The 20,815-nt window shown below is 61.6% G+C and carries 19 protein-coding genes and 2 pseudogenes; 10 read left to right on the top strand and 11 right to left on the bottom strand.

Annotated features, from left to right (window positions below; translation table 11 throughout):
* Positions 1–5 precede the first annotated feature (5 nt).
* From NKI54_RS24265 to NKI54_RS24290, 6 genes are all read right to left on the bottom strand, one after another.
* Positions 6–1,145 carry an 8-amino-7-oxononanoate synthase gene (locus NKI54_RS24265; protein ID WP_352692540.1) on the bottom strand — a complete coding sequence of 380 codons (1,140 nt, stop codon included), beginning with the start codon at positions 1,143–1,145 and terminating at the stop codon, positions 6–8.
* Entirely contained in the window at positions 1,142–2,140 is a 999-nt protein-coding gene (gene bioB / locus NKI54_RS24270) for a biotin synthase BioB (RefSeq protein ID WP_352692601.1), read from the bottom strand. Before bioB ends, NKI54_RS24265 begins: the two co-directional genes overlap by 4 nt.
* A 94-nt stretch (positions 2,141–2,234) precedes the next feature.
* Entirely contained in the window at positions 2,235–3,089 is an 855-nt protein-coding gene (nadC, locus tag NKI54_RS24275) for a carboxylating nicotinate-nucleotide diphosphorylase (protein WP_352643785.1), read from the bottom strand.
* Positions 3,089–4,630: an L-aspartate oxidase gene (locus NKI54_RS24280; protein ID WP_352692541.1), complete on the bottom strand. Its 1,542-nt coding sequence runs from the start codon at positions 4,628–4,630 to the stop codon at positions 3,089–3,091. Before NKI54_RS24280 ends, nadC begins: the two co-directional genes overlap by 1 nt.
* Complete coding sequence (gene nadA, locus NKI54_RS24285; RefSeq protein WP_352692542.1) at positions 4,627–5,601, bottom strand: quinolinate synthase NadA; 975 nt, start codon at positions 5,599–5,601, stop codon at positions 4,627–4,629. The genes NKI54_RS24280 and nadA overlap by 4 nt, the downstream gene beginning before the upstream one ends.
* 66 nt (positions 5,602–5,667) lie before the next feature.
* Complete coding sequence (locus tag NKI54_RS24290) at positions 5,668–6,636, bottom strand: NUDIX hydrolase (protein ID WP_352692602.1); 969 nt, start codon at positions 6,634–6,636, stop codon at positions 5,668–5,670.
* A 173-nt stretch (positions 6,637–6,809) separates the two neighbouring features.
* Between NKI54_RS24290 and panB the strand changes: the two genes are divergently transcribed.
* From panB to NKI54_RS24325, 7 genes and pseudogenes are all read left to right on the top strand, one after another.
* Positions 6,810–7,670: a 3-methyl-2-oxobutanoate hydroxymethyltransferase gene (panB, locus tag NKI54_RS24295; RefSeq protein ID WP_352577956.1), complete on the top strand. Its 861-nt coding sequence runs from the start codon at positions 6,810–6,812 to the stop codon at positions 7,668–7,670.
* Positions 7,667–8,527, top strand: a complete 861-nt coding sequence (gene panC, locus NKI54_RS24300) for a pantoate--beta-alanine ligase (protein ID WP_352692544.1) — start codon at positions 7,667–7,669, stop codon at positions 8,525–8,527. Before panB ends, panC begins: the two co-directional genes overlap by 4 nt.
* A gap of 94 nt (positions 8,528–8,621) precedes the next feature.
* Positions 8,622–9,347: a LuxR family transcriptional regulator gene (locus tag NKI54_RS24305; protein WP_352595633.1), complete on the top strand. Its 726-nt coding sequence runs from the start codon at positions 8,622–8,624 to the stop codon at positions 9,345–9,347.
* 93 nt (positions 9,348–9,440) lie between these two features.
* The gene (locus NKI54_RS24310) at positions 9,441–10,091 is read left to right on the top strand and encodes an acyl-homoserine-lactone synthase (protein ID WP_352692545.1); all 651 of its coding nucleotides are present in this window, start codon (positions 9,441–9,443) and stop codon (positions 10,089–10,091) included.
* Complete coding sequence (locus NKI54_RS24315; protein WP_352692546.1) at positions 10,088–10,462, top strand: transcriptional regulator domain-containing protein; 375 nt, start codon at positions 10,088–10,090, stop codon at positions 10,460–10,462. The genes NKI54_RS24310 and NKI54_RS24315 overlap by 4 nt, the downstream gene beginning before the upstream one ends.
* Positions 10,463–10,619: 157 nt before the next feature.
* Positions 10,620–10,931, top strand: coding sequence for a DUF2285 domain-containing protein (locus tag NKI54_RS24320; RefSeq protein ID WP_352692603.1), 312 nt, complete (start codon positions 10,620–10,622; stop codon positions 10,929–10,931).
* A gap of 467 nt (positions 10,932–11,398) precedes the next feature.
* Positions 11,399–11,563, top strand: a pseudogene (locus NKI54_RS24325) (LysR family transcriptional regulator); the annotation flags it as partial.
* Here the strand turns inward: NKI54_RS24325 and NKI54_RS24330 are convergent.
* Both NKI54_RS24330 and NKI54_RS24335 read right to left on the bottom strand, forming a co-directional pair.
* A complete protein-coding gene (locus NKI54_RS24330; protein ID WP_352692547.1) occupies positions 11,550–12,755 on the bottom strand; it encodes a beta-ketoacyl-[acyl-carrier-protein] synthase family protein in 1,206 nt (401 codons plus the stop codon). The pseudogene NKI54_RS24325 and the gene NKI54_RS24330 sit on opposite strands and share 14 nt — an antisense overlap.
* Positions 12,756–13,031 (bottom strand): acyl carrier protein, encoded by a 276-nt coding sequence (locus NKI54_RS24335; RefSeq protein ID WP_352692548.1) that lies wholly within the window; start codon positions 13,029–13,031, stop codon positions 12,756–12,758.
* A gap of 763 nt (positions 13,032–13,794) precedes the next feature.
* Between NKI54_RS24335 and NKI54_RS24340 the strand changes: the two are divergent.
* A pseudogene (locus NKI54_RS24340) lies at positions 13,795–15,127 on the top strand (IS1380 family transposase).
* A 249-nt stretch (positions 15,128–15,376) separates the two neighbouring features.
* Here NKI54_RS24340 and NKI54_RS24345 read toward each other — a convergent pair.
* Complete coding sequence (locus NKI54_RS24345; RefSeq protein ID WP_352572085.1) at positions 15,377–15,667, bottom strand: hypothetical protein; 291 nt, start codon at positions 15,665–15,667, stop codon at positions 15,377–15,379.
* Between the two features lie 336 nt (positions 15,668–16,003).
* On the opposite strand from NKI54_RS24345, the gene glmS reads away from it, so the two are divergent.
* Both glmS and NKI54_RS24355 read left to right on the top strand, forming a co-directional pair.
* Complete coding sequence (gene glmS / locus NKI54_RS24350; protein WP_023679615.1) at positions 16,004–17,827, top strand: glutamine--fructose-6-phosphate transaminase (isomerizing); 1,824 nt, start codon at positions 16,004–16,006, stop codon at positions 17,825–17,827.
* Positions 17,828–18,531: 704 nt separating this feature from the next.
* Entirely contained in the window at positions 18,532–18,786 is a 255-nt protein-coding gene (locus NKI54_RS24355) for a helix-turn-helix domain-containing protein (RefSeq protein ID WP_031212627.1), read from the top strand.
* Between the two features lie 781 nt (positions 18,787–19,567).
* Here NKI54_RS24355 and NKI54_RS24360 read toward each other — a convergent pair.
* Both NKI54_RS24360 and NKI54_RS24365 read right to left on the bottom strand, forming a co-directional pair.
* Entirely contained in the window at positions 19,568–19,708 is a 141-nt protein-coding gene (locus NKI54_RS24360) for a hypothetical protein (RefSeq protein WP_352692549.1), read from the bottom strand.
* A 215-nt stretch (positions 19,709–19,923) separates the two neighbouring features.
* On the bottom strand, positions 19,924–20,313 hold the full coding sequence (locus tag NKI54_RS24365; protein ID WP_023679620.1) for a hypothetical protein: 390 nt from the start codon (positions 20,311–20,313) through the stop codon (positions 19,924–19,926).
* Positions 20,314–20,815: the final 502 nt, after the last annotated feature.

Here is a 20,815-nt window from a genome sequence, read left to right on the forward strand (position 1 = left end):
TCCGGTCATGTCTGGGCCAACACCTCGACGAGCGCCGCGAGCATGGCGGAAATGTCGGCTTCGCCGATATTGAGCGTCAGTGAGATGCGCAGCCGCGACGTGCCCTCGGGCACGGTCGGCGGACGAATGCCGCGTATGTCGAAGCCGCGGGCCTGCAGGCGCGCCGCCACTGCCATGGTGCGCCTGACATCGCCGATTACCAAGGGCTGGATCTGAGAGCCACTTGGTATCACGCCGCAGCGATCGACCAATTGGCGGCCTGCGAGGGCAACGCGTTCATGCAGCTGAACACGCCGCATAGGCTCGTCGGCGAGCATTGCGAGCGCTTCGCGCGCCGCGACCGCCATCAGCGGCGATGGCGCGGTGGCGTAGATGAATGGCCGGCAACGGTTGATCAGATACTCGCACAGTGTCCTCGGCCCGGTCACGAGCCCACCAGATGCGCCGAGCGCCTTGCCGCAGGTGTGGAGCGCGACGATGTTGTCGCGGCCCTCGAAAGCGGCGGCCAGCCCCCGGCCGTCCGGTCCCCAGACGCCGGTGGCATGCGCCTCGTCAATGACGATGAATGCGTCGTGCCGATCGGCAAGCGCGACCAGGCTCTCCAAAGGCGCGCAATCGCCATCCATGCTGTAAAGGCTTTCCACCGCGATCCAGACGCATCCCATGCCGCCTTCGGCGCGCCAACACGTGATCGCATCCTCGACAGCATCGACGTCGTTGTGCGCGGCCAGCTTGAACTCGGCACGTCCGGCCTGTGCCCCCTCATGCATGCTGGCATGGGCGAACTGGTCGAGGATCAAAAGGTCGCCCTTCTGCGGCAGCGCCGTCAGCAGAGCGAAGTTGGCGATGTAGCCGCTGCCGAAGAACAGCGCGCGGTCGGCTCCGAAGAACATCGCCGCGTCTGCCTCGAGCTGCTCGTGTTCCGGCGCATTGCCGCGCAACAGCCGCGACCCGGTGGCGCCAGCCGGCGTGCCACGCGCAATCGCCGCCGCAACCGCTTCGCCAAGTCTTTTGGAGGTGGCAAGCCCGAGATAGTCGTTCGACGAGAAGTCGAGCCCGGCGCGCGGCTTGAGCGTCCGCAGCCGGTCCTTGCGCGCCAGTCCCTGCAAGGTCGCCTCATAGCGGGCAAGCGGTGCCCCGTTCATTGCGCCTCGAGGTCCATCGGCTCGATGCCGAGGCGCCGGAACAGCAGGGTATCCTTGTCCTCGCCGGGATTGTCCGCCGTCAGCAGCGTGTCGCCGACGAAGATCGAGTTGGCGCCGGAAAAAAAGCACAGCGCCTGCATCTCGTCGGTCATGGCCGTGCGGCCGGCGGAAAGACGGATATGCGATTTCGGCATCATGATGCGTGCCAGCGCGATCACGCGCACGAATTCGATCGGCTCGATGGGCTTGGCGTCGGCAAGCGGGGTGCCGGGGATCGGGATCAGCATGTTGATCGGAACGCTTTGCGGATGTTCCGGCAGGTTGGCCAGCGTCACCAGCATGCCGATCCGGTCCACCGGCTCCTCGCCCATGCCGACAATGCCGCCGCAGCAGACATTGATGCCGGATTGGCGAACGTGCTCGAGCGTCTCGAGCCGCTCCGCAAAGCTCCGCGTGCTGATGATCTCGCTATAGTAGCGTTCCGACGTATCGATGTTGTGGTTGTAAAAGTCGAGACCAGCCTGCTTCAGTCGAGCGGCTTGCTCAAGATCGAGCATGCCGAGCGTCATGCAGGTCTCCATGCCCAGCGCCTTGACGCCTTCGACCATCGCCACCACCGCATCCATGTCGCGCGCCTTGGGGTTTCGCCAGGCCGCGCCCATGCAATAGCGGGTTGCGCCGGCGTCACGCGCTTTCTTCGCCTCGACGATGACGCGCCTGACCTCCATCAGCTTCGACGCCTTCAGGCCGGTCTCGTGATGCGCCGACTGGCTACAATAGCCGCAATCCTCCGGGCATCCGCCCGTCTTGATGCTGAGCAGCCGGCTGAGCTGGACCTTGTTTGGATCGAAATTCTGGCGGTGCACGGTTTGCGCGAGGAAGAGGAGATTGTTGAAGGGGGCATCGTGAAGTGCCTGAGCCTTCTCCAGGGTCCACGCTCCAGGGTCAGGGGATTGAGCCTGTGGCGATGTCTGCGTTGGACTGGCTGTTTGCATGTCCATGCTGTTCTCCGGTTCTGCCTTGCTTTGCTGTCTGATTGACGACGATCGGAAAGGACAGTTGATTCGATCCTGTTCGTTCCTCAGGCAATCATGAGTCCCAATAGTCGAGGCCGATATCCAGGATCGGCGCGCTGTGGGTCAGTCGGCCGACTGAAATCAGATCAACGCCGGTCGCGGCAATCGCTCGCGCTGTATCGGACGTGATCCCGCCAGAAGCCTCGGTGATAGTGCGGCCACCAACGATTGCGACCGCGCGGCGAAGATCGGCGAGGGACATGTTGTCGAGCAGAACCGCATCGGGAGCGAAGCCAAGTACCTCCTCCAACTGGGCCAGCGTATCGACCTCGACTTCGATCTTGACGAGATGACCGGCCCGTCTTCGTGCTCGCTCGAGCGCCGGGCGAACGCCGCCTGCGATGGCGATGTGGTTGTCCTTGATCAGAATTGCGTCGTCGAGGCCGAAACGGTGATTGGATCCGCCACCCGCGCGCACCGCATACTTTTCGACTGCCCTCAATCCGGGCGTCGTCTTGCGCGTGCAGACGATCTTCGCGCCATATCCACGAACCGCAGCGACGATCGATGCCGTTGCTGTAGCGATGCCGCTCAGATGGCACAAAAAATTGAGTGCCGTTCGTTCGGCTGTGAGAATGGCCCGGGCAGGGCCAACCACTGATGCAATGACCTCTCCATCCATGACATTGCAGCCGTCTGCCCGCTCCACCGAAATTTCGACATCAGGATCAATCAAGCGGAAAGCGAGCATCGCCAGATCGAGGCCGGCGACAACTCCGGACTGGCGCGCCGCCAACACGGTTCCCGCTTGGTGTTCCTTCGGGACGATGGCCTCCGTGGTCAAGTCGCCGGCTCTGCCAAGGTCTTCAAGAAGAGCTGCCCTTACAAGCGGCTCAAGCATGACCGTGGGAAGCGGTGAGAGCGTCATCACTTTGCCCCTTCGAGGCTTGGGGAGTTTCCGAGTTCCCGCGCAGCGGCCAAGGCGGCTTCGAGGGTGATTTCGGACCGTCGGGCGACAGTCGCATGATGAGGAAAATCTGTCCGGTAATGAGCGCCGCGGCTTTCTTGGCGCAACAAGGCGGCAACCGCGATCATTAGCCCGACAGCCGCCGCATCCGAGGCCGCGTCCTTGCTTTCGGTGAGCGGCAATAAGGCACGTGCGGCTGCTTTCAGACCTTCACCATCCCGGACGATGCCCAGTGCACGCGACAGGAAAACACGCACGGGTGTCGGAGCGGGCGATGGGTAAACGTCCGCAAACGCAGGCTTTGTTCTGCGAGCAGGCGTTCCGGCGACACTTTCAGCGACCCAGCGGGCGCACACGACGGCCTCGGTCAAGGAATTGCTGGCGAGCCTGTTGGCGCCGTGCAGTCCTGTCGAAGCGACTTCGCCGCAGGCCCACAGCCCCTCGACGGAGGTCCTACCGGAGCCGTCCACGGCAACGCCACCCATGTGGTAGTGTTGGGCCGGACGAATGGGGATGAGATCGCGCGCGGGATTGATGCCGGCTCCACGACAGGCTGATGCGATTGTCGGGAAGTGTCGAGCAAATTCCGGGCCAGGCCGTTGCCGCGCGTCGAGAAAAACACGGTGGCCGTTGGCAAGATGGTTCCAGACGGCGCGCGCCAAGACATCACGAGGCGCAAGTTCCGCCCCTGGCACGCTCTGGAGAAAAGCCTGGCCGGTTTCGTCGATCAGGGCAGCACCTTCGCCGCGGACGGCCTCGCTGACCAGCGCCATAGGGCGTTCCGGGCCGTCAAGCGCGGTCGGGTGGAACTGGATGAACTCGAGATCGGCAAGGACAGCTCCAGCGCGGGCCGCAAGCGCCAGGCCCTGTCCCCAACTGCCCCAAGGATTGGTGGTGTCGAGAAACAGTCCCCCGATCCCACCGGTGGCGAGGACGACCCGCCGTGAGCCGAAGAAGACAGGTCCTATCGAACCGCTCGCCCAGACGCCTCGGATCGCATTCTCTCGCACCGCCAGCCGGCGCGCTTCCACGCCCTCCGCGACAACAATCGACGGTGTGGAACGCACAGCCGCGATCAGGGCACGCATGATCTCACGCCCGGTGCCGTCACCATGCGCATGAACGATGCGACGTCGGCTGTGTGCGGCCTCCAATCCGAGGCACAGTGATCCTTTCGGTGTACGGTCGAAGGGAACCCCAAAGCCCGCAAGCCCCTCTATCGCCTTTGGCGCGGCTTGGAGGATGCGGCTCGCCACGTTTCTGTCGCAGAGACCATCCCCGGCGGCAAGCGTATCGGCCAGGTGCAGTGCCGGATCGTCGTCTTCGCCGAAACTTGCAGCCAGACCACCCTGTGCCCAGGTGCTCGAATTGTCAGCTCCCAGCAGCGTCCTGGACAGAAGCAGCACCGGCTCGGGCGCCAGTTGAAGCGCGGTCATCAGTCCGGCGATGCCGCCGCCGATGATGATGGGCCGCCCGAAGAAACTGCGGACATCGGCGTTCAAATTGCCAGCATCCGTTCCACCGCAAGCCGCGCGCGCCCGGCGATCCCCGGTTCGATGGTTACGATATGGTGGTTCTGCTCGAGCGCCATGCGGATGTTGGCAAGCGTGATCCGCTTCATGTGCGGGCACAAATTGCAGGGCCGGATGAACTCGACCTCTGGGTGCGCTAACGCGACGTTGTCGCTCATCGAACATTCCGTCATCAGCACGACACGTGCCGGCCTTTGCCTTTCGACATAGTCGGACATGGCAGCGGTCGAGCCGGAAAAATCTGCTTCAGCCACGACGTCGGGCGGGCATTCGGGATGTGCGAGCACGATCACGCCGGGATGGCTTTCGCGCAACTCGCGGATGTCGGCCGGTGTAAAGCGCTCATGCACCTCGCAATGCCCTTTCCAGGCGATGATCTGCACATCGGTCTGGGCGGCGATATTCTCGGCCAGATATTCGTCCGGCAACATGATCACCTGGGGAACGCCAAGGGATTGGACGACCGCCTTGGCGTTGCCGGATGTACAGCAGATATCCGACTCGGCTTTCACTTCGGCCGACGTGTTGACATAAGTGATGATCGGCACGCCGGGATAACGCTGGCGCATCAAGCGCACGTCTTCTGCCGTGATCGATTCCGCCAACGAGCAACCGGCGCGGAGATCCGGAATGAGCACGGTCTTGTCTGGATTAAGGAGCTTGGCCGTTTCGGCCATGAAATGTACGCCGGCCAGCACGATGACTTGCGCCTCGATCGTCGCAGCCTTGCGGGCCAGTGCCAAGCTGTCGCCGACGATGTCGGCCACGCAATGGAAGATCTCGGGCGTCTGATAGTTGTGCGCCAGGATGATGGCGTTGCGCTCGCGCTTCAGTGCAAGGATCGCCTCGATATCCTCGACGAAAGCCGGCCATTCGATCGGCGGGATCACTCGTCGGACGCGCTCGTAGAGAAACGCGGCCGTCGGCAGCATGGCGCTCATCGACCCCTCCAGCTTATACTCTAGTTGAAAATAACCAGCATATACTTGCTGTGAGTATAAGGGATGTCAACCCCGCGCCAGCGGCAATTTTGTCCCGGCGATGACCCTCTCGTCGAGAGCGGCGTGGCGGAACCGGTAAAGCTTCGCTGGCCGGCCGCCGGTCTCCGTGGTGGCCTCTCCGGTCTCTTCGACCAGCTCCTGCTGCTCGATCAGGCGGCGAAAGTTCGGCTTACGCACGAGCCTGCCGGCAAGCGCCTCCACGGTTCGCTGCAGCTGCAAAAGCGTGAAGACCGGCGGCATCAGCTCAAAGACGACCGGCCGGTATTTGATCTTGGAGCGCAGCCGCGCAATGCCGGTCGCCACGATGCGGCGATGATCGGCGACCATAGACTTGCTGGGCACCAGCGGAGGCAGCGTCGCGTCCCGTCCGCTTCCGGCCTCTTGGACCAGGCCTGCTTCGTAGACTAACTCATAGCGTTGAAGCGTGAGTTCCTCGTTCCAAAGGCGGTCGTCGAAGCCGAAGGCTATCGTCGCCCGCTGCCAGCGTTCACGTCGCGTGGCCGCGTCGCTGACGCCGTCTGCCCATTCAATCAGGCGCGGTCGCAGAACGTCCAGCACGACCGGAGGCGTGCCGGAGCGGTGGTCCTCCCATGGAAAATATTCATACCAGCTCTGCCAGCCGCACTTGGGCGAGCCAGCTGCCTGTTCCTTGCGGGTCAATGCGAGATAGCTGATGGAGATGACGCGCTGCTGGCGCTCGGCGCCGATGCGATCCCGATCCGCGAAGGTGTAGAGTTGCTCAATATACCCCAGCGGATGGCCGGTCTGCTGCTCGACCCACCCCCTCAAACCGGATTGCAGCGATCGGTGCTCAAGCGCAAATGGTCCGGAGGGCAGGGTGTCCGCCTGGCCGATGGTGAGGACACAGGGTTCACTGTCGTTTACGGCGACGACAAAGGCGATCAGGTCCACTTTGACTTCGTCGGCCTTGACAGCGGCTCTGTCTTTCCTGGGTCCTTTTGCCTGATCGTCCATGTTCGCGAAAGTGGTTGGCCAGCTCGGGGGCGCCTGAATCGATTTAAGTGTAAGCGCGCCTGTCCGCACGTCAACACCGCACAGCTGCACGGCCATTTTTAGCTCTTCGCACTTGCACAAAAATGTGGCAAACGCGACACCCGCGGTTGGTAACGTTGGGGAAGGAGGGTCCATTGAGTGCGTTTGGTGACACCAAGGCGATCACACCGCCGGATATTCGTTCGCGCAAAGGTGGGACGCCGCTCGTCTGCCTTACCGCCTACACGACGCCAGTCGCCCGGCTTGTCGATCCCCATTGCGATGTGGTGCTGGTCGGCGACAGCGTCGGCATGGTTCTCCACGGCCTGCCCTCGACGCTCGGTGTGACGCTGGAGATGATGATCACGCACGGCCAGGCCGTGCGCCGTGGCCTCGAGCAGGCGCTGATGGTCGTCGACTTGCCGTTCGGTTCCTTCGAGGAAAGCCCCGAGCAGGCTTTCCGCAATGCCGCGCGCGTCATGGCCGAGACCGGCTGCGGGGCCGTCAAGCTCGAAGGCGGCGAAACGATGGCAGAGACGATCCGCTTCCTCGCCGCGCGCGGCGTGCCGGTCATGGCCCATGTCGGCTTGACGCCGCAGGCGATCAACACCATCGGTGGCTACCGCGTGCAGGGCAGAGGCGGGGATGCCGAGCGCATCAGGCGCGACGCGCTTGCGGTGAGCGAAGCGGGCGCCTTTGCGGTCGTGCTGGAGAAGGTTCCCGAGGCGCTCGCCCGCCGGATCACCGGGGAGGTGGCGACCCCGACCATTGGCATCGGTGCCTCGGCAGCCTGTGACGGCCAGATTCTCGTCGTCGACGACATGCTGGGCCTCTTCGGCGACTTCCGGCCCAAATTCGTCAAGCGCTATGCTGAACTGGGGGAGGCCGCTGCGGCTGCGATCGCGGCCTATGCGCGGGAAGTGAAGGAGCGCCAGTTTCCGGCCGCCGAGCACGTGTTTGCCGATGCGCCCAAGCCCGCCGACGCGGACGCGGCCAAGAGCGGAGAAGCAGCGTGAGCGTGCCGATTGTCAGGAGCGTTGCCCGGCTTCGCGAAATTGTCGCCGCATGGCGCCGCGAGGGCGTGGGGATTGCCGTCGTGCCAACGATGGGTGTCCTGCATGAGGGCCATCTCAGCCTGGTGCGCGCGGCACTCGTGAAGGCCGACCGGGTGATCGTGACGCTCTTCGTCAACCCGAAGCAATTCAACAGCCAGGCCGATCTCGCCGCGTATCCGAGCACCGAGGACGAGGATGCCGCCAAGCTGGCACCGCTTGGCGCGCACCTGCTTTATGCGCCGGATGCAGAGGAGATGTATCCGGCGGCCTTCGCCACGACCGTTTCGGTGTCCGGTGTCAGCGAGGGCCTGTGCGGTGCCTTCCGGCCGGGACATTTCGATGGCGTGGCGACCGTCGTCGCCAAGCTCTTCCTGCAGACCAGCGCTGACTTCGGCTTCTTTGGCGAAAAGGACTTTCAGCAGCTTCAGCTAGTCAGGCATATGGCCCGGGACCTAGATATTCCAATCACCATTGTTCCTTGTCCGACAGTCCGCGAAGCCGACGGTCTTGCACTATCATCGCGCAATGTCCGGCTCTCACCAGCAGAGCGTGCTGTTGCCCACAAGCTACCATCGGTCTTGCTCGAGACGGCTGAGCGGCTTGCCCGCGGCTCGCCCGTCCTGCCAACGCTTGCCGAAGCGCGCGCAGCAATTCTGGCTGCAGGCTATCGCGAGATCGAATACCTGGAACTTCGCGACGAGGCAGATCTGCGACCCATGACAAGCCTTAACCGACCTGCACGCTTGCTTGTCGCGGCCTGGCTCGGCGGCACACGGCTCATAGACAACGTCAGAATATCAGGGGTTTTAACAGGTTAACGGGGTTCTCGGCACGCGCTGTATCCGTCCGGGATCGTTTAAAACAAGGTCTCTGCCTGGCATCGAGCGATCACGGAGGTTACGCAAAGCGCAAATGCATCGCGTGTTTGAGAACTTCGTCGAGCAACTGTCTGCAAGTGTTGATGCTGCCGATCTCCGTGAGGCAATGGCATCCGCTGCAGCCGGCTTCGATTTTCCGCTATTCGCCTATTTCACTTACCCGTCGGCCTCCGGCGACGCCCCGCAATTGATCTCAAACTATCCTTCATCCTGGACATCACGTTATCTGCAACAGCGGTACCACAGTCTTGATCCGGTCATCCTGCGCGGGCTGCAAGGCTGGGATACCTTCGATTGGGGTGTGGATCGCGCTCGGCACTGTCTGCCGAATTCGCAGCAACAAATTCTGGAGAGTGCGGCTGAGTTTGGCATCCGCGGCGGCCTGACGATGTCCATGCATGATCATCGCGGCCGGTTTGCTGCCCTGACCTTTGCTTCCGACGAGTCCCGTCCGCCTCTGTTGCGGTCACTGACACGTTACGAAAAAGCATTGCAGCTGGTGGCCATCAACTTTCATATCCATGTCCGGCGCAGGCTCGCCGACGATCGCGTGGTGGATGGTGTAACGCTCACCCCGCGGGAGTTCGAGTGCCTGAAATGGGCGGCGCGCGGCAAGTCGGCTTGGGTTATCAGCCAGCTTCTCGGCGTCTCAAAGCGCACCGTGACCTTTCATCTGGAAAACGCCAAGGCAAAGCTTGGCGTTCGAACGATCAACCAGGCCGTTGCACGACTGGTTGCCTCCGGCCAGGCGAGATCCTGATTCTTCTGCCACGATAGCTGTAAACCTCTACAGGCTGCATCGTTGCCAGCTTTGCCCTTCGATGGCGGGAACACATCCCGCACGGAGGCGACCATGATGCAGCTGATAACACCAGACCTTTACAACGAGTTCGCAAGCGAGCTCAAAGAGATGCACGGGCTCAGGTTTCGGGTGTTCAAGGAAAGGCTCGATTGGGAAGTTGATACCGAAGACCAGATGGAAACAGACCCGTTTGATGGTCTGAAGCCTGTCTATCTGCTCCTCAAGGGATCCGACTGGCGAATTCGCGGTTGCGTGCGTCTTTTGCCCAGCACCGGACCCACAATGTTGCGCGACACGTTCCCGGTGCTGCTGGGTGCTGACGTCATGCCATCGACTGCCGACATATGGGAGAGCAGTCGTTTCGCGCTCGATCTCCCTCCGTCGGCGCCCAAGGCAGCGGGCGGGCTGGCCCAGGCAACCTACGAGCTCTTCGCGGGCATGATCGAGTTCGGCTTGGCCAAGGATCTGACCCGGATAGTAACGGTGACGGATACGCGCATGGAACGGATCCTTCGCCTCGCGACGTGGCCATTGTCGCGCATCGGACAACCCAAGTCCGTCGGCAAAACGGAGGCGGTGGCCGGGTTTCTCGAGATTTCCCGCGCGAGCCTTTTGCGCATCCGCAGCAGGGGACGTCTGAGCGGACCGGTACTGTGGCAACCGGTTCTAGGCCCGTCGGCATTGTGGACACCTGAGCCGTGAAGGATGCTGGTCTGCCCAAGGAAGCGACGGTCGGTCTTGAATGCTGGCCGGACTGGCGTCGTCACGAAGCTTACCACTACGCCAGACGATTGCCGCGCACTGCCTGGGCCTGGGAGTTTCTTCGGCGCAATCCACAATTCCAGCGCGACCACGCCAAAATGGCACCGTCCGCCTGCATTGTCGGAGCCCAGGCCGACATGAAGATAATCGAGTTGACGACAGGATCATCTTTCCTAAGACAATGGAGCCTCCTTTTTCGCGGACGCGCCACAGTCGGACGCTACGTCGGCAAGGGTCTTTTGGGATCCGCGCGACTGCGCCCGTATCCTACGAGCGGCCGCGGAGCCAGTTGGGCTCGACCACGATTTTGAACCGCTTGATCTTTCTTCGCTCTCATGCTGCAAGGACATCCTGCTGACACCTGCCGGCGTGCAGCACGTGCTGCTGAGGGAGGACTGCCGGAGTCTGCAGATCGCCCTTTCCGGTGCATCCGTTCTCCGCCCGTTGCGGCTATATGTCGACGCGATCGTGCAGCCGCAGCACCTGAAGTTCCATGTCGCTGCCCTTCAGTTCCTGAACGACATCAATGGTTGCGGCCGCCTGGCAGCTGCTTGCTTTCCGCCGGAGCCCCGCGGAGCGCGTCTGCGTCTCGTGCTCCAGGCTTTGGATGGCTCGCTTGCGGGAGCATCTCATCAGGAGATCGCCATTGCCCTGTTCGGGAGACGCCGTGTCGAAGAAGATTGGTCTTATCCAGGTAGCCATCTTCGCGATCAGGTGCGTCGCGCCATCCAACGTGGCCGCTACCTGATGGGCGGCGGCTATAGACAATTCCTGATGTAATTCGGGTGACAGCTTAGTGATTGCCTTATTCGAAAACGCGCAGGCATCAATCTCCATTTCTCACTGCTATTATGCCTTATACAAAACGTGACACGCGCCTAGCTAGCTGAACCCTTCTAACCCTATCGGAGAGGGCGCCGCGCGGACTGGCTCGGCCACATAACCACCGACGGGAGTTCCCCACCGTGGCTCCGCCCCCGGCGCTGTGCCGCACGTTGGTTCGAGACCGCTATGATGGTGAAACCTCTCGCCCGATGGTCCACAAGAAGGGGCCATCTCATGCACGATCTCGGCCATGACCACCGGTGGCTTCTTGCCGGCAGCACTCAGGCGACTATAACGGGCGCAGAGCCGACCCTGCGGCTTCCAGACATTCGTGTACAGCTTCAGACCCTCAAGCCGAGCCCGCAGGGCCTCGCTTACCTTTTACGGGGCGGCGGTACGTCCAAGCCGCTTCAACAGTTAAGAATTTCGCAAAGACGATACCCCCGGATCGTCGAGCTTCCGCTGCCACTTCCCGCATTCGCCGAGGCGGTCAATGACCCGCCCTTCACAATAGTTATCCGGCAAGCATCTGGATGCGAGAGATAATGTTGCCGGAGGCATCTCTCATGGCTTCTACACCTGCCTGAACGCCAGAACCGCGTTCGTGCCGCCAAAGGCGAAGGAGTTGCTCAGTGCCACGCGCACCTTGCGCTCGCGTGCCACATTGGGCGTGACGTCGAGATCGCAATCGGGGTCCAGCTCACGATAATTGGCAGTCGGCGGCACGACGCTCTCGCGGATAGCCATCACGCAGGCGATCAACTCGAGCGCGCCGGACGCGCCGAGGCAATGCGCGTGCATGGACTTGGTAGAAGAAATGGACATTGAGAAGGCGTGCTGACCGAAGACGCGCTTGATCGCCGCCGTCTCGATCTGGTCGTTGGCCTTGGTGCCGGTGCCGTGCGCGTTGAGATAGTCGACATCCTCGGCGTCCAGCCTGGCATCGGCAAGGCAGGCCCGCATTGCTGCCTCCGGCCCCTCGACAGTCGGCGCGACGATGTCGGACGCATCGGCGGAAAGGCCGGCACCGGCAATTTCGGCAAGGATGGCGGCGCCCCGAGCCAGGGCATGCTCGTAGCTTTCCAGCACCGCCATGCCGGCGCCTTCACCAAGCGACAGGCCCTGGCGATCGGCCGAGAATGGCCGGCAAGTATCGGGCGAAAGCACGCGGATCGCTTCCCATGCCTTCAGCACACCCCATATGAGCGGCGCTTCGCTGCCGCCGGCAAGCATCACGTCGGCCCGGCCGAGCCTGATCTGGTCCACCGCGCAGGCAATCGCATGGTTTGCCGAGGAACAGGCGGACGTGACGCCGAAGACCGGCCCGCGCAGGCCGAGACTCATGCTGACCTGGCCGGCAGCGGCACCCGGCATCGCCTTGGGTACAGTCAAGAGAGCGGCACGCTTACCGCCCAGAAGGATGGCGCGGTAGGTTTGCTCGATCGCATCCCACCCGCAGCCGCCAACGCCCACCGTCGCACCGAAGCGATAGCTATTTCCCTCTTTGGAGGAAAGTCCGGCCTGACGCATGGCTTCGCGCGCCGCAAGCACAGCGAGCAGGCTGAAGCGGTCCATGGAGATGAGTTGCTTGCCGTCGATGTCATGCTCCGGCAGCGCCTTGATCTCGGCACCGATCCTGACCCTCAATTCATGGAGCTCGGAGTTGACGATTGGGCCGATGGCGGAGCGGCCTTCTCGCATCTCTCTCCAAATGGCGGCGGCGTTGGTCCCAAGCCCGCAAATCCCGCCAATCCCAGTAATCACGACGCGCCTGTCCATTCACACCCCCTTAGCGAGCAAGCTGCGCACGGCTTCCACCATGTCCCCAACATTCTGGAGATCCGACCATGCCTCGGCCGTATTCATCTCGATCTCGATGCCGTAGGCCTGCTCCAGGTCCCAGAGAACGTCCGCCAATCCCAGTGAATCGATACCGAGCGAAGTCAGTCCCGTGGCAGCCGTTATCTCGCCGCCCGTGGCAGGCGCTATGCCGCCCTCCGACGCGGCGCGCTTCTTGATCATGGCCATTATTTCGTTGGCGAGTTGATCTGCCATCTTGTTCCTTTCCAGCTTGCGTTTTCGGCGTCGTTCAAAACCCGAGTCGCGTCGCGTTGCCAAAATTGCCCCTCATAGAGCCTGTGCGACCGACCAAGCCCAATGCCCATAGGAACCGGACGAGTTCCGGCTTCTGCGGCGTCAGGAAGAAAAGTCGCCGGCCTCCCGCTTTTGCGCCAGCACATCAAGAATCTGCGTGTAAATGGATAGGAACCGTCGTCAAACGTCAGCTAAACGCTGCGACGGTGGGTGCTGTCAGCGTATTCACTCGGCACCTCATATGTAATCGAGATGTTTCATAGCTCCGGACCATTGCGATCAACTATTGTACCGGTCCACCATTCGTCGGAGAGTTCGACATGATCGGAGCGCTGCCTCTCATTCCCAGTACAATCTCCACCGCACGCGACAGATTTCCTCTTTCGGGCTCTTCTCAAGGGACTCGCCACGCGATAGAGGCAGTGATCGGCGCACGTTAGGTCCTGCCAAGTCCATGCGACATTCCGGAAAATTGGTAAAATCGTTTGTTCCAATCAAATGCATCCACGCTATGGATAGCTAAGACATGCGTTTCAAGGGCTCGATCTGAATCTTCTCGTCGTTCTCGACGCGCTGCTGAGCGAGCGCGGCCTCACGGCGGCGGCACGCCGCATCAACCTAACCAAATTCATGGGGGTTGGTGGATGTGGCGCAAGCCGTTGAAATGACGTAGGATTTGGTTGCTTAAGCCGATCCGAACCATTTCCCGGAGACCACACCTACCATGAACGATCTTGCGCTGCCGCTGAGCGGTTTGTCATCAGTCGGCGGCAAGTCCGTCGTCGCCCGTTTCGACGGCGGCATGCTGTCGTCCAACAGCGGCGTTCTGGCCTTGGCCGAGGTGGAAAAGCGGTTGCGGGTGGCCGCGTCTGGCGCGTTGCATCGACGATCCGCGCTGCCCGGACCAAGTCGTCTACAGCCTGGCGGACATGATCGGCTTTCGCATGAAGATGATCGCCGCCGGCTACGAGGACGGCAACGACGCCAACCGGCTGCGCCGCGATCCGGTCTTCAAGATGGCCCAGGATGCGCTGCCGTCGGGTCGGGATCTGGCGTCGCAATCGACGCTGTGCCGGCTGGAGAACCTACCCGGCGTGCGGGAGCTGGTCGCGATGGGACGGGCGATGGTCGATCTCTATTGCGCCTCGTTCCGGCAGGTGCCGAAGCGGATCGTACTCGACATTGACGATACCTTCGACGCTGTGCACGGAGGCCAACAGCTTCGCCTGTTCAATGCCCACCATGACGAGTACGGCTTCCAGCCGATCGTCGTGTTCGATGGTGCGGGACGGTTCGTCAGCGCGATCCTGCGACCGGCCAAGCGGCCGAGTGGGGCTGAGATCCGCCCCCACCTGCGCCGTCTGGTGCGGGCGATCCGGATCAACTGGCCGAACATTCGAATCCTGCTCCGCGGCGATAGCCATTATTGCAACCCGCAGGTCATCGACTGGTGCCGCGCCAACGACGTCGACTTCATCTTTGGCCTCGCGCCCACCACGACCCTGCGCAAGCATGTCGCGGATCTGGAGGCCAGCACGACGGCGCGCTTCGAAGCGTAAGACAGGCAAGGTCCGCAGGTTCAAGGAGTTCGTTGACGGCGCCGCTAGTTGGAGCCGCGTCGGGCGCATCATCGCGCGGGTCGAGGTCGGCGCCCAAGGTGGCGATATCCGCTTCGTCGTCACCAACCTTGCCGGTGGAAGGCCAAGGCGCTCTACGAGGATGTCTACTGCCGGCGCGGCGCGGCCGAGAACCACATCAAGTCGTGGAAGACGCATCTTGCCGCCGACCGCACATCCTGCACCAGAGCGACGGCCAACCAGTTCCGGCTATTCCTGCATGCCGGTGCTTACTGGTTGATGTGGGGCTTGGGGGCCGCGATGCCGAGGCGCTCGAGCTTTGCCGTCGCCCAATTCGACACGCTGCGATTGCGCCTCATCAAAATCGCTGCGCGGGTGGTCGAGATGAAATCGCAAATCCGCCTGCACCTGCCGACATCGTGCCCCGACCAGCGCATCCTGCGCATCGTCCTCGATCGCATCCCCCAACTCGCGACATAACGATGGGGGCAGACGCCCCGAAACGAACCCGTCGACCGCAACCTGCAAACCCCCGCCTGCCATCACGACGGAGCAATCCCGGCGCCTGACGAGGCGCGTGGAAAAGCACCGCAACGGCGACCACAACGTCGCTTCAGGCCGTCAAAAGCTTATCGCCGTGCATCAAGGCGGCTAGTTCTTCCGCTGCGGGAATCGGGTTTGAGTAAGACGGACGAAGCACTGAGAACCAACGCTTTCGTGATAGTGCATTCATGCCCCGAGAATCCTGTTGACCGTTACGAACCCCAAGAAAGCCGGCGCTGAGTGAAACGGTCGCTGAACGTGCTCTGTGGCGTGCGCCGCCTGACTCTCGGTTTCGGCCATGCCGACTAACAGCGTATTGATAGGCCATCGCGGGCTAAGCTCTACCGGCGAAAGCCGCGTCAACAGCGGCAGGCAATCAGAAACTGGATCGGCGGCGACGATGATTATGATCAACGTGACGAACACGTGAATCATGCCGACGGCGCCGACGCTGCCGATGATGATGATGCCGATCATGCGTCGCTGATGCTGCCTAACTACAGTGCTTGTGATCATGCCGATCACCGCGTGATCACGAGCGGCGGCGCTTCGTGTCAGGTGCGTAGCCGGGATGGTCGCGCATGGCCGATTGTTCCTTCGTGCCGCGGGGTGTGGGCTTGCGTTCGGTCATGAGGGCGTCAGGCGCAACGAGAAGTTTAGATCAGGGGCTCATCCATGGGCTGGATGATAGTTATCCCTACAATCAATTGTACCAATATTACCGAATACTACTACAAGGTCCCCAATGAAAGCGGCCGGATGGGTATCCGTCTCGCGTGGGCTGAAGCTGCCGGCAACAATGGGAAGACGAACATGTGCGGGATTGTTGGCATCGTTGGGCAACAGCCGGTGTCGGATCGGTTGGTCGACGCATTGAAGCGTTTGGAATATCGCGGCTATGATTCCGCCGGCGTTGCGACGATCACCGAAGGTGCCTTGCACCGCCGGCGCGCCGAGGGCAAGCTCGTCAATCTCGAGAGGAGACTGAAGGAAGAGCCGCTGAGCGGCAACATCGGCATCGGCCATACGCGTTGGGCAACCCATGGGGCCTCGACGGAACGCAATGCGCACCCGCACTTTACCGACGGTGTCGCCGTCGTCCATAACGGGATCATCGAGAATTTCACCGAGCTGAAGGACGAATTGGCGGCGGCTGGCGCCGAGTTCCAGACCGACACCGACACCGAGGTCGTCGCGCATCTCTTGGCAAGACACCGCCGGGAGGGCATGAGGCGGCAAGAGGCGATGCGTGCCATGCTGAAACGCGTCAGGGGCGCCTATGCGCTTGCCGTCCTCTTCGAAGATGATCCGTCGACCATCATGGCGGCGCGCAACGGACCACCGCTGGCGATCGGTCACGGCGACGGCGAGATGTTCCTGGGCTCCGACGCGATCGCGCTCGCTCCCTTCACCAATGAAATTACCTATCTCATCGAGGGCGACTGGGCCGTTGTCGGCAATTCGGGCGCCCATATCTTCGATTTCGACGGCCACCCCGTCGAGCGTCCGCGCCATACCTCCACGGCCGCGGCCGATCTGGCCAGCAAGGGCAATCATCGCCACTTCATGGAGAAGGAAATCTGCGAGCAGCCCGAAGTCATCGCCCATGCTCTCCGTCACTATAGCAACATCATAGAGAATCGCGCCGACATGGTTTCTGGCATCGATTTCGCCAGGATCCCGAGCTTGGCGATCTCGGCCTGCGGGACCGCCTATCTCGCCGGACTGATCGGAAAATACTGGTTCGAGCGCTACGCGCGCCTGACGGTTGAAATCGACGTTGCGTCCGAATTCCGTTACCGCGAGATCCCGTTGTCGCCGCAGTCGGCGGCTCTTTTCATTTCGCAGTCCGGCGAAACCGCCGATACGCTCGCATCGTTGAGGTACTGCAAGGAGCGTGGGCTGAAAATTGGCGCTATCGTCAATGCCTGCGAATCGACCATCGCTCGGGAGGCCGATGCGGTCTTCCCGATCCTTGCCGGACCGGAGATCGGCGTCGCCTCCACCAAGGCGTTTACCTGCCAGCTTGCCGTTCTAGCCGCACTCGCCATCGGCGCCGCCAGAGCCCGCGGGACCGTAACCGAAGACGAGCTGCAGGCGCTCGTCAGGAGCCTCGCCGAAGTGCCGCGCGTCATGGGCCAGGTACTCAACAGCATCCAGCCGGAGATCGAGTTCCTGTCGCGCGAACTGTCAAAGTGTCGTGACGTCCTGTATCTCGGCCGTGGCACCAGTTTCCCGCTAGCGATGGAAGGTGCGCTGAAGCTCAAGGAGATTTCCTACATCCATGCCGAGGGCTATGCGGCGGGTGAATTGAAGCACGGTCCGATCGCATTGATAGACGACAACATGCCAGTGATCGTCATCGCGCCCCATGATCGCTTTTTCGACAAGACCGTCTCCAACATGCAGGAAGTGGCTGCCCGTGGAGGGCGGATTATCCTCATCACCGATGAAAAAGGGGCAGCCGCATCGAAACTCGACACTATGCACACGCTCGTGCTGCCGGCTGTCGACGAGATTATCGCGCCGATGATCTTCTCGCTGCCGATACAGCTTCTTGCCTACCACACGGCGCTCTTCATGGGCACAGATGTAGACCAGCCGCGCAATCTCGCAAAATCGGTCACGGTCGAATGATTGCGAACCTTTATAGGTGGCGATGCTCGTCCATCGAAAGCGCTACCCCCTGTCTGGATCCGAAGCCCGGATGAACCAGATGACCATTGTTTGCTGCAATTTCGGGAAACTCGCCGTCGCCGCATCATGACAATCGCCATCCTTTTTTCGGCCGGTCGGGCGATTGCACAGGGCAGCCGGATCGAGCTTGCTCAAGCCGACGTCAGCACAAAAGCGCCCTCGGGCGCCCCATCCTTTCGGTCTCCGAACAAGCATCGGCGGCTTAAAAAATTTCGTTAACAGCGTTGATCGATGTGTGATTCAAGCACAAGCGCGTCTTTCGCTGCATCGGCGGTGGAAATTGGTCGAAGGTATCAGCGTCCGCGAGGCTGGGTGGACGGTGCCGCGAATAGCCACTGGAGGCGTCAGGGGGAGTTCGAGTTGCTGTTCAAGAAAGCCATCGGCGAGAGTGAGTCGTGTAGGATCGCAGGTCGAATGCGCTACAGCCGATCAGGCCATCTCAGGGTGGGCAGGTTCTTAGAACTTGATCAGAAGCAGGTGAGCCGCCATATTCCGACCCGGCTGCCAATTTCAAGTGGCCCATTCCATGGATGAGGCCGGTCCGGCCGAATGGACGTCCATTTTTTTGATTTGCTGGGTGTGCGCCAGGGTCGGGGAGGAAATCTCCCGATTTGTCAGGCGCTCCCATCTTCTTGGAGATGTTTATGAAGGATTCGCGCATTCCCGAGCCAGTCTTGACGGCTATGTCGCAGGGGACCCACATCATCCGCGCTTATCGTGAGCACCTTGGGTATTCAATCGAGGACCTCGCGGTGGCGTGCGGGCTTGCCGCTGAGGAAATCCAAAACATCGAGCGGGGTGTGAGGTACAACAAGGGCTATCGGGATCGGATAGCAAGATCGCTGTCCATACCTGTGGGAATTCTTGAGGCAGAGGCGGACATATCGGACGCCGCCTGATCAGTCGGATAATCTGCAATGGGTGGAAGACCGCTCTTGTGATGTGAAGTTTGCGGCTGATAGTCGTCGCTTGATTCCGTTGGACGCGAATGCCTTCTGGCGCAGTACCGCCAAGAGAATTCTCGTCCACTGTCCGATGGAACTGCACACGGGCTCGCCGAACAGGAAGTTGGAACGCTTCGTCATGCTGTCTTAGGCGATATAGCCGCCCGGAGTGCTGCGACACGTGCACGATAGCATCGGCTCGCGACGATGGATTGCTAACAGCGAACTCATGCTGGTCGGCAAGGCGATACTGGCTGGAGCATCAACTCGGCCGACGAGAGTGGCCCCCCATCCTGGACTAGGCAGGATCGGCCGACATGGCCGGCATCGCGCGCCGCTCTGAAAAGAGCACAGCGGGCATCCAGACGCTGCCGGGTTGACTATGGGTGTCGGAACAGCAAAAAGGGGCCGCTCTTCATGAGTGGCGTGCGCCGGCAGTCTAACCCCAAGCCCCCCCGCCAGGCTGCCGGCGCGCTTCTAGGAACATCGAGGTAGGGCACTACGCTTCCTTGTCCGACTACGCCTCGATCAGATCCCGAGCAGCCAGCCAGTGTCCGACCGTCGCTTGCGCCTCTGCCCGCTGAGCCTTGTGCTTCCTCCAGCGAGTCAAGCCGATCACCATGGGTGTCGCCAGTTCTGGTGCTCACCCATGTGCCATTTGCGATCTCGTGTCGGTGAGAGCACCGCAAGCACCTCCCCTGCTACGGCAAGGCGGCTTGCGTCGCCCGTGTTGTTACTATTCTTCGCTGTGATCGGAGTTTTTTCGTGGCTTCGGAATCGGGACATTCGGCTTTGCAAAAAATAGGCCGTCGTGGTCGATCGTCACGCCCCCGAGTTCGGCGGCACGATGGAATGACAACGGCAGCGCAAGCTCCATTTGCGCGAGGGGCTCGTCCCTTCAAATACTTGATGCATTTGCGCTTTGCGTCCTCCGTGCATGTTGCTCGATGCCAGGCGGAGACCTCTGTCTAAACGATCGCGCATCGATGCAACGCCCGCGCGTTGATCGCCATCATCGCGGCGATCGCTTTGCCGCGACCGCCGCGGCAGCGATGCGCATGCAAAAATTCACAGATGCATTCTAGCCAAATGCTAGCTGCCCAGCAAATGTCCGGCATTTCGCAAGGCCCCTAGGAAGAGACTGGCATGGCCGTTGGCATCGATCTTGGCCTGCATCGACAGGGGCATGCTGTGCCAGTTCTCCAAGGGCGTAGTGAAATGTGAGAACGTACCGTTGACGATGCACTGGTGGGTAACAAGACCCTGTCTGTCCAACGCCAGCACGCCGATCTGGTCGCCCTGATATCGGATGGCTGCGACCCGCTGGACCTCCGCGTCACCGTCGACCCGCACGTCGAAAAGCAGGATGCCGCGGCTCCTGGTGGCTACCTCGGCGGCCTTTTCAGCGAAGCTTAAGGAGAGCGAGCGGACGCTTTCGACCGCCAGCCGTAAAACCATCAAATCCAGTTCATCCACTGCCATAAGGTACCTGCGCGCAACACATGGGTGATAGCAATCGACCACACCGCTTGTTCACAGATGTCGGCTCACGACCGATCATTCAGGGTTTGCCGGTCAGTCCATTGACCGAGGGCGTGCTCCGGTTCGAACCGATCCTGAAGCGGAATGCGCTGGATCTACGGAACCCGAGGAGCAGGCCAGCCAAAGTTGCCGCGACAATTGATGTCGTGATCATTCCAGACATCTGCATCGGCGTCGCTGAACATCCCACTGGTAAGTCCGTTCTCTTGCGGCAAGCCCATCCTCGGGCCGTCTTGTACCTGAAACCCTCGCGGTGGCGTCCCTCGAAGCTCGGGACCGCCGGGCGCTTGATCGTCGAGAACTTTGTTTACGAAGGTCCGGACCTCCTGCAGAGCATATTCCGGTGCGCTCGCCTTTGAGCATTCCGCTGAAGCGTGACGTTTCGCTAGTCCGTGTTCCTTGCAGGCTCACCGCGAGGGCGCCTTGCACACAGCGGCACGTC

It is taken from the genome of Mesorhizobium sp. M0663 (assembly GCF_040320585.1).
Lineage (GTDB): Bacteria > Pseudomonadota > Alphaproteobacteria > Rhizobiales > Rhizobiaceae > Mesorhizobium.

Excerpts from the sequence above, each read along its gene's own strand:
- NKI54_RS24265 (WP_352692540.1), bottom strand. The coding sequence starts at position 1,145 with ATGAACGGGGCACCGCTTGCCCGCTATGAGGCGACCTTGCAGGGACTG.
- bioB (WP_352692601.1), bottom strand. The coding sequence starts at position 2,140 with ATGCAAACAGCCAGTCCAACGCAGACATCGCCACAGGCTCAATCCCCT.
- nadC (WP_352643785.1), bottom strand. The coding sequence starts at position 3,089 with ATGACGCTCTCACCGCTTCCCACGGTCATGCTTGAGCCGCTTGTAAGG.
- nadA (WP_352692542.1), bottom strand. The coding sequence starts at position 5,601 with ATGAGCGCCATGCTGCCGACGGCCGCGTTTCTCTACGAGCGCGTCCGA.
- NKI54_RS24290 (WP_352692602.1), bottom strand. The coding sequence starts at position 6,636 with ATGGACGATCAGGCAAAAGGACCCAGGAAAGACAGAGCCGCTGTCAAG.
- NKI54_RS24305 (WP_352595633.1), top strand. The coding sequence starts at position 8,622 with ATGCATCGCGTGTTTGAGAACTTCGTCGAGCAACTGTCTGCAAGTGTT.
- NKI54_RS24310 (WP_352692545.1), top strand. The coding sequence starts at position 9,441 with ATGATGCAGCTGATAACACCAGACCTTTACAACGAGTTCGCAAGCGAG.
- NKI54_RS24330 (WP_352692547.1), bottom strand. The coding sequence starts at position 12,755 with ATGGACAGGCGCGTCGTGATTACTGGGATTGGCGGGATTTGCGGGCTT.
- NKI54_RS24335 (WP_352692548.1), bottom strand. The coding sequence starts at position 13,031 with ATGGCAGATCAACTCGCCAACGAAATAATGGCCATGATCAAGAAGCGC.
- NKI54_RS24345 (WP_352572085.1), bottom strand. The coding sequence starts at position 15,667 with ATGATCGGCATCATCATCATCGGCAGCGTCGGCGCCGTCGGCATGATT.
- glmS (WP_023679615.1), top strand. The coding sequence starts at position 16,004 with ATGTGCGGGATTGTTGGCATCGTTGGGCAACAGCCGGTGTCGGATCGG.
- NKI54_RS24355 (WP_031212627.1), top strand. The coding sequence starts at position 18,532 with ATGAAGGATTCGCGCATTCCCGAGCCAGTCTTGACGGCTATGTCGCAG.
- NKI54_RS24360 (WP_352692549.1), bottom strand. The coding sequence starts at position 19,708 with ATGGAGCTTGCGCTGCCGTTGTCATTCCATCGTGCCGCCGAACTCGGG.
- NKI54_RS24365 (WP_023679620.1), bottom strand. The coding sequence starts at position 20,313 with ATGGCAGTGGATGAACTGGATTTGATGGTTTTACGGCTGGCGGTCGAA.